This window comes from Thiocapsa sp. UBA6158 (assembly GCF_002423035.1).
Classification (GTDB): Bacteria; Pseudomonadota; Gammaproteobacteria; order Chromatiales; family Chromatiaceae; genus Thiocapsa.
The window spans coordinates 1-11463 of record NZ_DIUM01000066.1; the positions used below are offsets into that span (position 1 = coordinate 1).

An 11463-nucleotide genomic window follows, 5' to 3' on the forward strand; every position below is an offset into this window, starting at 1 on the left:
GTCGTTGGCGATCTTCATCAGCGCCACGGCCAGTGTTTTCAGCGCACCATGCGCGCTGACCAGCGCCTCATGTCCGGCCAGCGCGGCATACGGATTGGGCGCACGGCGAAACGGCAGGCCGGTATCGCGCACGAGCAGCGCGGCGACCCGCTGGCCGAATTCCGGGTGGGTGTTCAGGCCGGTGCCCACCGCAGTGCCGCCCACCGCCAGCGCGTGAAGCCCGTCCAGACTGGCCTGCACGCCCTGCTCCGCCAGCGCGAGCTGCGCCACCCAGCCCGACATTTCCTGTCCGAGCGTGAGCGGCGTGGCGTCCTGCAAGTGGGTGCGGCCAATCTTCACGATGTCGTCAAATGCCGTGGATTTTGCTTCGAGCGTGCTGCGCAGTACCCGCAACGCGGGCAGCAGGTCATGCGCGAGCGCCAGCACAGCGGCGACATGCATGGCAGTCGGGAAAATGTCGTTCGACGACTGGCCCAGGTTCACGTGATCGTTCGGATGCACGACCCGACCGTCACCGCGGCCACCGCCCATCAGCTCCGACGCCCGATTGGCCAGCACCTCGTTCATGTTCATGTTGCTCTGCGTGCCCGAACCGGTCTGCCAGACCGACAGCGGAAAGGCGTCGGCATGCGCGCCGGCCAGCACCTCGTCGGCGGCGGCGGCAATCGACGCCGCACGCGCTGCGTCGAGCAGGCCCAGGTCGCCATTGACCAGGGCCGCGCAGCGCTTCACACGGGCCAGCGCATGCAGCAGTGCGTCGGGCATGCGCTCGGTGGAGATGCAGAAGTGGACGAGCGAACGCTGCGTCTGCGCACCCCACAGGGCGGCAGCCGGTACCTCGATGTCGCCGAACGCATCGTGCTCGGTCCGTGTGGCAGGTGTCATGGCATGGCCTCCGGTACGACGCCGGTCCGTGACACGGTCCGGCGACCTCTCGCTTGCAGCCTAGTCCTTCGCGACGGCATCCGCCTGCCCGGCGCAGGGACGCATGGTGCGAAGCTGTCATCTATGCTGGAAATGTGCGGTTCCGTATGCGTGATCCACGCCGCCGGCAACGCGCCGTATCATCGCTGCGGTGCGCGTCGGCAGCGCCACGCATCACGCCCGACACATACAACGATGAATCAGAAGAGGAGAAGGATCATGCTTATCGTTCATCACCTGAACAACTCGCGGTCGCACCGCATCGTGTGGCTGTGCGAGGAACTGGGCATCGACTACGAACTGGTCGGACACGCGCGCGACCCTGACAGCCAGCGCTCGCCCGACTCGCTGAAGAAGGTGCACCCGCTGGGCAAGGCGCCATTGATCCAGCACAACGGGCAGACGATCGTCGAGTCAGAAGCCATCATCGAATACATCTGCAATGTCTGCGCCGACGGACGGCTCAGCGTGAAGCCTTCGTCGCCGGAATACGGGCAGTACCAGCAGTGGCTGGCGTTTTCCGAAGGCACGCTGTTTCCAGGCCTTCTGGTCGATCTGGTCGACGCCTGGACCGGCCGCAGCAGTCCGGACCTGATGGGTTTCTTCGATGTGGAAACCGCGAAGAACCACCAGTTCGCCGAAGACGCGCTCAAGCAGCAGGACTACCTGCTGAAGTCCGGCTTTTCGGGCGCCGACATCAACCTGGGCTGGGCACTGGAATTCAGCGAATGCCGCGGCTGGCTGCGCGACTACCCGGCACTGCAGGCCTACGTCGAGCGCCTGCGCGCACGTGCCGGTTACCGCAAGGCGATTTCGCGCGGCGGACCCCAGGACCTGTCCGTATTCTCCGCCGGCGCCCGCTGACCGTCGTCTGGCTCCAGCGGAAAATCGGCAGCGCGATCCGCAGTCGCCGTGTCGGCATGAATGACGCGATGCTTTTGCCGGCGCGATCCATCGATCGCGATCCGGCACATTGATCAGGCACCTGCACCTTTTCAAGGTCCGCTTTCGCGATCAATGGGCGGCACGGGGGTTTCGGCGAGCACCCGCCGCCGCCCGCAGGGCCGGCTGTGGCGCACTCACATGAAAACCTTCAACCGGATGAAGGCAACGCCGCTTTCAGGCAGCGGGCTTCAGCGCATCTTCGGGTTGAGCGTGCCGCGGTTGTAATCCTTGTCGCCCGGCATCAGCACGCGGGTGCCGAACCAGCCACCTTGAGCGCCTTCGGGGCGCAGGTGATTCTCGGGGTAGGTGTCGGCGATTTTCTTCGCTTCGGCCTGCTTCGCCTGATCGATGAACTTCCAGCGGCCGTCGGGCAGCAGCTGCACGCGCTCGCCGGCTGCCGTGGTCGCTTCGATCACCGTGCCCTCGCCTGCCTGCGCAGACGCGCCGGGCAGGAAGGCTGCGGCGGCCACCAGGGCGGCGAACGCCACAAGCATCGATCGTTTCATTACGCTTGTCACGCCACCTTTCCCTTCACCCAGGCGGCCACGCCGGCCAGCGCTGCCGGCAGGTTTTCCGGCTGTGTGCCGCCTGCCTGCGCCATGTCCGGCTTGCCCCCGCCCTTCCCGCCGACCTGGGCAGCCACGAAATTGACCAGTTCGCCGGCCTTCACCTTCGCGGTCAGATCCGGCGTCACGCCGGCGATCAGGCTGACCTTGCCGTCCGCCTCGGTCGCGAGGACGACGACCGCCGAGCCGAGCTTGTCCTTGAGCTGATCGAGCGTGACGCGCAGTGCCTTTGAATCGGCCCCGTCGAGGCGCGCGGCGAGCACCTTGATGCCCTCGATCAGGATCGCCTGAGACGCCAAATCCTGACCGGCGGAGCTGGCGAGTTTGGCCTTGAGCTGCTCGAGCTCCTTTTCGAGCCGACGGCTGCGCTCGAGCAGCGCAACGACCCGCTGATCGATGTCGTCGCGTCCGCCCTTGAGGAGTCCGGCAAGGCGAATGAGTCGATCCTCGTCGGCCTCGATCCAATCGAGTGCGGTCGCACCGGTCACGGCCTCGATTCGCCGCACACCGGAGGCGATGCCGTTCTCGCCGACGACCTTGACCAGGCCGATATCGCCGACCGCTTTGACGTGGGTGCCGCCGCACAGCTCGGTGGAGAAGTCACCCATGCGCAGCACGCGCACCTGCTCGGAGTATTTCTCGCCGAAGAGTGCCATGGCTCCGGACGCCTTGGCATCGTCGAGGCTCATGATACGGGTCTCGACGAGATGATTCTCGCGGACCTCGCGGTTGACCATCCGCTCGATCTCGAGCAGCTGCTCGCGCGAGACTGCCTCGTAGTGCGAAAAATCAAAGCGCAGTCGCTCCGGACCGACGAGCGAGCCCTTCTGCTGCACATGCTCGCCCAAGACTTGACGCAAGGCCGCGTGCAGCAGGTGGGTCGCGGAGTGGTTCAGCGCGGTGGCGCGCCGACGCTCGCCGTCGACGCGCGCATCGACCCGATCGCCGACCGCCAGGACACCCTCGCCGACACGCCCGAGATGACAAACGGCGCCCTCGCCTTTCTTCTGGGCATCCAGCACTTCGAACCGGCCGCCCTCGCCGACGAGCCAACCGCGATCCCCGACTTGGCCGCCGGACTCCGCATAGAAGGGCGTGAGATCCAGGACGACCAGACCTTCCTCGCCTGCGGCGAGCTGATCGCGCGAGCCATCGGCGGAGTAGATGGCGACCACGGTTGCCTCCTCTTGCAGCCGCTCGTAGCCACAAAACTCGGTCTCGCCCTGGACATCGATCTCGAGAGTGGCCGCGCCGCCGAAATGGCTGGCGGCGCGTGCGCGCTCGCGCTGCTGCGCCATCGCCTGCTCGAAGCCGTCCATGTCGAGGGTCAGACCGCGCTCGCGTGCAATGTCGGCCGTCAGGTCGGTCGGAAAGCCATAGGTATCATAGAGCTTGAAGACGGTCTCGCCCGGGATCTGCACATCGGCCAGACCCGCGATGGCCTCGTCGAGCAGGCGCAGACCGTGCTCGAGGGTCTCGGCAAAGCGCTCTTCTTCGAGCAGGATGATGCGCTCCACATGCTCACGAGCGGCGACCAGCTCGGGGTAGGCCGCTCCCATCTCGGCGACCAGCGGCGACACCAGCCGATGGAAAAATGGCGCGGTGCAACCGAGCTGGTAGCCATGTCGGATGGCCCGACGCATGATGCGACGCAGGACATAGCCCCTGCCCTCGTTGCCGGGCGTCACCCCGTCGGTGATCAGAAAGGCGGCCGAGCGGATGTGGTCGGCGATGACACGCAGCGATTTGTTCTCGCGATCCGCGCAGCCGGTGAAGCGTGCCGCCGCGTCGATGAGACGCACGAACAGATCGATCTCGTAGTTGCTGTGCACGCCCTGCATGACGGCGGCAAGGCGCTCCAGACCCATCCCGGTGTCGACCGACGGGCGCGGCAGCGGGGTCAGATTGCCCTCGGCGTCGCGGTTGTACTGCATGAAGACCAGATTCCAGATCTCCACGTAGCGGTCGCCGTCCTCGTCCGGCGAGCCGGGCGGGCCGCCGGGGATCTCGGGGCCGTGGTCGTAGAAGATTTCCGAACAGGGGCCGCAGGGTCCGGTTTCGCCCATCGACCAGAAGTTGTCTTTCGCCCCGCAGCGCGAGAAGCGCGAGGCGTCGGCGCCGATCTCCTTCAGCCAGATGTCGGCTGCTTCGTCGTCTTCGGTGTAAACGGTAATCCAGAGCCGCTCGGGCGGCAGGGCCAGGACGCGGGTCAGATAGTCCCAGGCATACTCGATCGCCTCGCGCTTGAAATAGTCCCCGAAGCTGAAGTTGCCGAGCATCTCGAAGAAGGTGTGATGCCGCGCGGTGTAGCCGACGTTCTCCAGATCGTTGTGCTTGCCGCCGGCGCGCACGCAACGCTGCGAGCTGACCGCGCGGTTGTAGGCGCGACGTTCGCGCCCGAGAAAGACCTCCTTGAACTGCACCATCCCGGCATTGGTGAAGAGCAGGGTCGGGTCGTTGCCCGGCACCAGTGGGCTGGACGGCACGGGTTCGTGATCGCGTTGCGCGAAATAGTCGAGAAAACTCGCTCGAAGCTCAGCGCTGGTGCGGATACTGGTGCTGGTGGTCATGGGTATGCTCGGTTGGACTGCGGACGCCGGCCGGTCACTCGGGCCAGCGCAGGAAGCGGCGGATCATCTCGGGGGGAAATCCACGTTGCTCGAGGAACCGACCGCGTCGGGCGTACTCGGCCCGGTCGGGCGGCGGCTTGCTGCCGAATCGGCGATCGTAGATTTCTGCCATATAGGCGACCCAATCATCCCGCATGGCGTCGAGATGAGGGTCGACGAGGGTATCGGGAAGGCCCTTGTCATACAACTCGGCGCGGATGCGCAGGGGGCCGAACCCTTTGGCGGCGCGCTCGGCAACATACTGCTCGACCATACGCTCTTCATCGAGCGCGCCTTCGGCAACCAGCCGGTCAAGCGCCTGCGCGATCCCTGCGTCGTCGAAGCCGCGCGCGCGGAGCTTGCGCAGAAGCTCCGCGCGCGAATGCTCGCGGGCGGCCAGCAGCCGACGGGCTCGATCGGCGATCTGCGCCGCGGGGTCGGGTTCGTCCATCGCTCGACGAGGGGCTTCGGCCTAGATCTCCGCCGGGTCTTCGGCGAGCGGGGCATCGGCGAGCGGTGAGGCGCCGGGCAAGGGTTCGCCGATCTTGGGTAGAAGCTTGTCGCGAATCTTCGCCTCGATCGCCCGTGCGATCTCGGGGTTCTCGCACAGGAAGACCCGCGCATTGTCCTTGCCCTGCCCGATGCGATTGCCCTCGTAGCTGTACCAGGCACCGGACTTCTCGATGAAGCCCTCATTCACGCCCAGGCTGATGATCTCGCCTTCGCGCGAGATGCCTTGGCCGTAGAGGATGTCGAACTCGGCCTGTCTGAAGGGCGGCGCGACCTTGTTCTTGACGACCTTGACCTTGGTCTCGTTGCCGATGACCTCGTCGCCCTTCTTGATGCTGCCGATGCGCCGGATATCCAGCCGCACCGAGGCGTAGAACTTGAGTGCGTTGCCGCCGGTCGTGGTCTCGGGCGAGCCGAACATGACGCCGATCTTCATCCGGATCTGATTGATGAAGATGACCAGGCAGTTGGAGCGCTTGATGTTGCCGGTGAGCTTGCGCAGGGCCTGGGACATGAGGCGCGCCTGCAGACCCACGTGGGAGTCGCCCATCTCGCCCTCGATCTCGGCCTTCGGGGTCAATGCCGCGACCGAGTCGACAACCACGACATCGACCGCGCCGGAGCGCACCAGCATGTCGGTGATCTCGAGCGCCTGCTCGCCGGTGTCGGGCTGGGAGACCAGCAGGTCGTTCATATTCACGCCGAGTTTCTCGGCGTATCCGGGGTCCAGGGCATGCTCGGCATCCACGAAGGCCGCCGTGCCGCCGGCCTTTTGCGCCTCGGCGATGATGTGCAGCGTCAGGGTGGTCTTGCCGGAGGATTCGGGCCCGTAGATCTCGACCACGCGACCCTTGGGCACGCCGCCGATCCCGAGCGCGAGATCCAGGCCGAGCGAGCCGGTCGAGATGGCCTCCACCTCGCGAATGACGCCGGTGTCGCCCATGCGCATCACCGAGCCCTTGCCGAACTGTTTTTCGATCTGGGTCAGCGCGGCGGCCAGTGCCTTTTTGCGGTTGTCGTCCATTGGGTCTCCGTTGAACCTGATCGGTTTGATCGTTCGTAAGGGGGGCTTGCTCTGCAACGTTTGGATCCGACGTGGCCGGCGAGCGCCCGGGTGTCCGACAAGACACCCGTAGCCCCACGCCGCGGCTCGCGGATTATCGCATAGCGAATCGGAAAACGTCACAGGCATGCCAAATGGGATCGACCTCGACAGGCTTGACGAGCGTTGGAGTCGGCGCGGTTTAACATATTAAAAAATATATTATTTCAAACCGCGTCCCCGCCTAGGGTCCATGGATGCACCAAACGTCGAGCTCACTCGAAAACGAGCATCTCGCTCTGGACGCGGTTTAGATCAACGTCCAGCGACGACGTACCCGATAACGCGGCCCGGGACCGCCGTATCCGGCGGCCAGCACAAGCTCGCGGGCCGACCAACGAATCGGCGTCGGCCAGTCCGATCTCGGCGCCGCCGCGGCCTTGCGTGCGAGTGTGATATGCGGACGATACGGACGCGGATCGGCGGCGAGACCGCAGGTCGAGAGCCGCTCCCGAAGATCCGCGGCGAGCGCCGGCAATGCCTCGGGCGGCGATGCAGGCGCGCACCAAAGCACGCGCGCCCGCGCAAAATGACCGACCCGATCGATCTCCAGATCGAATGCGGCGGCACGGATCCGATCCGCGGCCTGCTCCGCACAAGCGAGCACATCGGGCGCGAGCGGGCCGAGGAAGGCAAGCGTCAGATGAAGGTCGCTCGGATGGGTTGCCCGTGCGCCGACGGGCAGGAGCGCGGGGATCCGGGCAGCCACGGCGTCGCGGACCGCCTCATCGGGCCACAGTGCAAAAAACCAGCGTTCAGACAAGGTCGCCGAGCCGCTCGACCAAGCCGTCGATCGCCGCCTGCACCGAGCAACGCCGCACGTCATCGCGATCGCCGTCGAAGTGGAAACGCCGGGTCTCGACCCGCCCCTTGGGCCAGGCCCAGGCCAGACAGACGGTCCCGACCGGTTTCTCGGGACTTCCCCCGCCGGGTCCGGCCACACCGCTGATGGCGACGGCGACTTGCGCTTGGCTGCGACTCAAGGCGCCCATCGCCATCTCCGCAACCACCGCCTCGCTCACGGCACCCCGAGCGGCAAGCGTCTCGGCACGCACGCCGAGCATCTCCTGCTTAGCCGCGTTGCTGTAGGTGACGAAACCACGATCGAGCCAAGCGCTGCTCCCGGCGAGATCCGTGACGACCTTCGCCAACCAGCCGCCGGTGCAGGACTCCGCAACCACAAGCCGCAGACCCGCGCGCAGCATCAGCTCGGCAAGCAGGGCTGCGCTCGGCTCTCGCTCGCGGGGGGATTCAGTGTCGTTCATCGTGGAATCAAACCGCAAAGGCGCAGAGGACGCAAAGTTTTTCAGGCGTACCGATGGATCACTCTCCCGGGCCCCGCAGCTCGTAAGCGTCCCTTCAGCCGGCCTCTCGGGTGGAAAATCCAACGGATTAGCTCCAGAATGCCGAGCCATCAAAGCCAGACCCGCCGATCGCGGCGGCCGACCCCGGAGCCGATGGATGACCGACCTTCAGATTTACTGCGAGCATAAGCCCTCACCCGCCAAGCTGGACGTTCTCGGCGTCGAGGACTGGGCGATCTGGAAAAAAGAGCCCTCGACCTTTCCCTGGCGTTACGATCGTGCCGAGACCTGCTATGTGGTGCGCGGGCGCTTTCATGTCACCCCGACCGGCGGCGTGCCCCAGACATTCGGCCGCGGCGACCTCATCACCTTCCCCGCCGGCATGGAATGCACCTGGGAGGTCGTCGAGCCGGTCGAGAAGCACTACCGATTCGACTAAACCCACAATACAAAAACACAACCGGAGAGAGACGACAATGAGAAAGATTCTGCTGTCACTGCTGATCGCCCTTCTGCCCTTGACCTTCCTCGCCACTCAGACGCATGCCGAAAGCATGACGATCGCCGATACCGTGCTCAAGATGCCGCTGGCCGAGGATGTTTCGATGGATGACGCCGTCGAATCCATGAAGCTTCGGGCCAACACGCTGAACTTCAAACTCGTCGCTCACCTGCCGCTCTACAAGGAGCTGGAGTCGATGGGTGTGGAGACCAAGCGCATCGAGATCTTCCAGTTCTGCGATGCTCGGATCGCCAATGAGATGATCAAGGAAAACATCGACTTCTCCGCATACCTGCCCTGTCGAATCACCCTGATCGAGGATCAGGAAGGCAAGGCATGGCTGACGACGCTCGATCTGAACAAGGTCATCGAGATGGCCGGCCTGCCGCCGAATCTGATGGAGAATGCGATCGAGGTGCGCGATACGATCGAAGAGATTATGACCGCAGGCGCCACCGGCGACCTCTAAACCGCGTCCGGAGCGAGAGGCTCACTTCCGAGTGAGCTCGACCTTTGGCGCATCCACGGCCTTTGGCGGGGACGCGGTTTAAGACCTGCCGCCATGGCCGCTCACGAAGGCGTGCAACGGCTGAGTCTCCTCGAACAGACGCGCCTGATCCGCAGTCGCCTCTTGCTGATAGCGGGTCTTCCAGTCCGCGTAGGGCATGCCGTAAATCGCCTCGCGTGCTTGGTCGTAGGACATCTCGACGCCGCGCTCGGCAGCGGCGTTCATGTACCACTTCGACAGGCAGTTTCGGCAGAAACCGGCCAGGTTCATGAGGTCGATGTTCTGCACGTCGGTGCGGCGTTGCAGGTGCTCGACCAAACCACGGAATGCGGCGGCTTCGATCTGTGCCTTGGTGTTGTCGTCCACGTCATCTCTCCTTCGAAAGGCGGGTTGAGCCGATGGATTGAAGTCGCACCGGGAGGCGCGGATACTCGGCACCGGATGATATCGGGATGACGCGGAGGTTTTGCGCGTTCGACCCGAGCAAACACCTTGCGTACGACAACCCGACCCGCCGGCCGGAACGGAGACCTCACGCCCATGGACTACCTGAGCCTATCCCGCGCCGCACGCCTCGCGGGCGTTACCCGCGCGGAGCTGCAGCGGCGTATCAGACGCGGCGAGATCGCCACCTTCGAGGGCTCGGTCGCCGTCGGCGATCTCCTGCGCGCCTTTCCGGCGGTGAGTCTCGCGGACGACGCTGCGCTCGAGCGGGTCGAGCGCATCAAAAGCGATGCGCTTCCCAAGACCGAGGGGCACGACGCTGTGCTGCCCAGCCCGCAGGTTCTGGTTGCACGACTGCGCGCGATGAGCAAGACGCTCGTCGAGCGCATGTCCGCTTTGAGTGCCGCCGAGGACCTTTTGGATCAGGTCGGCGTTCGCCTGGAGTCGCTCGCGGACTTACCCCCGGAAACGGCTCGGATCAAGGCTCGCGAAACATGCGATTGGCTCCGGGCGGCACGCGCGACGCTGGACACGGACACCTTGAACGACGAACGCGCACAACTCTTCGCCAAAGATACCTTTCTTCGCATCATGGCAGCCAACGTCAAGCTCATTCCAAGCGGTCACGACTACTTCGTCGAGGGCAACGAGTCGATTCTCGACGCCTCGGTGCGGGCCGGGATCAACCTCAATTACGGTTGTGCGAGCGGTAATTGCGGGGCCTGCAAGGCGCGCTTGATCAGCGGGGAAACGCGGAAGATCCGCGAGCACGACTATGTCTTGAGCGAGCGCGAGAAGGCGATGGGCTACCTCTTGACCTGCTCGCATACGGCGGTGACCGACGTCGTCATCGAGGCGGCCGAGGCCCTTTCGGTCGCCGATCTCCCGCATCAGGAGATTCGAGCCAGTCTACGCAAGCTCGAGCACATCTCCGAGGATCTCGTCTCGCTCAACGTCCAGACCCCGCGGACCCAGACGCTGCGCTTCATGTCGGGCCAGCGCGTGCGACTCACGCTCGAAGACGGCGCGAGTCGCGAGCTGCCGATCGCGAGCTGTCCCTGCAACGCCCGAAACCTCTGGTTTTACGTCAGACGCGGCGCCGATGCCTTCTCCGAGGCGGTCTTCAAACCACTGCGCCCCGGCCATCTGATCACGGTCGAGGGGCCTTACGGTGGGTTCGTCTTGACCGAGGACGCGCCGGAGCCCGCGGTTTTCATCGCCTTCGGAGACGGCATTGCGCCTGTGAAGAGCCTGATCGAGCACGCCGTCTCGATCGATGTGATCGAGTCCTTCCACCTCTACTGGGATACGCAGTATCCGGAGGGGCACTATCAGGGACGTTGGGGCCGCGCGCTCACGGACGCGCTGGACAACTTCCAACTGACTCCCCTGATGAGCGGCCGGGCGGAAGATGTCTTTGCGGTGATCCGCGCCGATCACCCGGATCTGCGCAGACTGCGTTTCTATCTGGCCGGTCAGGAAGCGCCCATCAATCGGCTGACGGAACTGCTCCGCAGCGAAGGAATTGCCGATGACCGGATCGCTTGCGAGATCACCGAGACCTAAACCGCGCCGGCTCCGAGGTCCGATAAAACCCGGTATCCGGCCTCGGATCCTCCCGTCAATAGAGTCACGTCAATCGCCCTGTTCTCCCTGTTCACCCTCCTCCCGGAGATCGTCGAGCAAGGTCAAGGGCTCGATCACCACGCCCGAACCGTCCGGCGCGGGAAAGACGGCAACCATCCGGCCGTCCTTCGCCATACCGGTCAACCAGCGGGTCATGAAGACGTCGAGCGCCAGCGGCTCGGCACGACAATCGGCCCATTCCCGTGTCGCCAGCGCCGTGGCACATGCCGCATCGGGCCAGAAGGGAAAACACTCCCGCCCGTCATCGTCGGAGAAGGCGATAAAACCATCATCTCCCTTCAAGGTCCAGACCTGGCCCTGTTGTGTGACCCGTGCAAGAAACGCGATATAGCGCTCTTCACCCGGCAGGTCGAAACTGCCCGAGAGATCCTCTGCGTTCGGTAATGCGTTCATTGCAAGGTC

Annotated in this window: 13 protein-coding genes; 4 read left to right on the forward strand and 9 right to left on the reverse strand. The window is 64.8% G+C overall.

All coding sequences use genetic code 11. The features are described from left to right. The coding region (locus B4N44_RS09405; RefSeq protein WP_296699837.1) for a lyase family protein at positions 1-885 on the reverse strand (885 nt) is incomplete at its 3' end. 258 nt (positions 886-1143) lie between these two features. On the opposite strand from B4N44_RS09405, the gene B4N44_RS09410 reads away from it, so the two are divergent. Then, positions 1144-1788: a glutathione S-transferase family protein gene (locus B4N44_RS09410; RefSeq protein ID WP_296699839.1), complete on the forward strand. Its 645-nt coding sequence runs from the start codon at positions 1144-1146 to the stop codon at positions 1786-1788. Positions 1789-2057: 269 nt separating this feature from the next. Here B4N44_RS09410 and B4N44_RS09415 read toward each other — a convergent pair whose 3' ends face one another. The 6 genes from B4N44_RS09415 to B4N44_RS09440 form a co-directional block, all read right to left on the reverse strand. Continuing rightward, positions 2058-2375 (reverse strand): hypothetical protein, encoded by a 318-nt coding sequence (locus B4N44_RS09415; RefSeq protein WP_296699841.1) that lies wholly within the window; start codon positions 2373-2375, stop codon positions 2058-2060. A gap of 8 nt (positions 2376-2383) precedes the next feature. Beyond that, complete coding sequence (gene alaS / locus B4N44_RS09420; protein ID WP_296699997.1) at positions 2384-4987, reverse strand: alanine--tRNA ligase; 2604 nt, start codon at positions 4985-4987, stop codon at positions 2384-2386. A 52-nt stretch (positions 4988-5039) separates the two neighbouring features. Beyond that, a complete protein-coding gene (locus tag B4N44_RS09425; protein WP_296699844.1) occupies positions 5040-5495 on the reverse strand; it encodes a regulatory protein RecX in 456 nt (151 codons plus the stop codon). A gap of 21 nt (positions 5496-5516) precedes the next feature. Continuing rightward, on the reverse strand, positions 5517-6578 hold the full coding sequence (gene recA / locus B4N44_RS09430) for a recombinase RecA (protein WP_296699845.1): 1062 nt from the start codon (positions 6576-6578) through the stop codon (positions 5517-5519). A gap of 328 nt (positions 6579-6906) precedes the next feature. Continuing rightward, a complete protein-coding gene (gene thpR / locus B4N44_RS09435) occupies positions 6907-7419 on the reverse strand; it encodes an RNA 2',3'-cyclic phosphodiesterase (protein WP_296699847.1) in 513 nt (170 codons plus the stop codon). After that, complete coding sequence (locus B4N44_RS09440; protein WP_296699850.1) at positions 7412-7921, reverse strand: CinA family protein; 510 nt, start codon at positions 7919-7921, stop codon at positions 7412-7414. Before B4N44_RS09440 ends, thpR begins: the two co-directional genes overlap by 8 nt. A gap of 196 nt (positions 7922-8117) precedes the next feature. On the opposite strand from B4N44_RS09440, the gene B4N44_RS09445 reads away from it, so the two are divergent. After that, positions 8118-8399 carry a cupin domain-containing protein gene (locus tag B4N44_RS09445; protein WP_296699853.1) on the forward strand — a complete coding sequence of 94 codons (282 nt, stop codon included), beginning with the start codon at positions 8118-8120 and terminating at the stop codon, positions 8397-8399. Positions 8400-8436: 37 nt separating this feature from the next. After that, on the forward strand, positions 8437-8931 hold the full coding sequence (locus B4N44_RS09450; protein ID WP_296699855.1) for a DUF302 domain-containing protein: 495 nt from the start codon (positions 8437-8439) through the stop codon (positions 8929-8931). Positions 8932-9009: 78 nt separating this feature from the next. Here the strand turns inward: B4N44_RS09450 and B4N44_RS09455 are convergent, their stop codons facing one another. After that, positions 9010-9336, reverse strand: a complete 327-nt coding sequence (locus B4N44_RS09455) for a DUF1244 domain-containing protein (protein WP_296699858.1) — start codon at positions 9334-9336, stop codon at positions 9010-9012. A gap of 174 nt (positions 9337-9510) precedes the next feature. Between B4N44_RS09455 and B4N44_RS09460 the strand changes: the two genes are divergently transcribed. Next, positions 9511-10980 carry a 2Fe-2S iron-sulfur cluster-binding protein gene (locus tag B4N44_RS09460; protein WP_296699861.1) on the forward strand — a complete coding sequence of 490 codons (1470 nt, stop codon included), beginning with the start codon at positions 9511-9513 and terminating at the stop codon, positions 10978-10980. A 69-nt stretch (positions 10981-11049) separates the two neighbouring features. Here the strand turns inward: B4N44_RS09460 and B4N44_RS09465 are convergent, their stop codons facing one another. Beyond that, complete coding sequence (locus B4N44_RS09465; RefSeq protein ID WP_296699864.1) at positions 11050-11454, reverse strand: DUF2750 domain-containing protein; 405 nt, start codon at positions 11452-11454, stop codon at positions 11050-11052. Between the last annotated feature and the right edge of the window lie 9 nt (positions 11455-11463).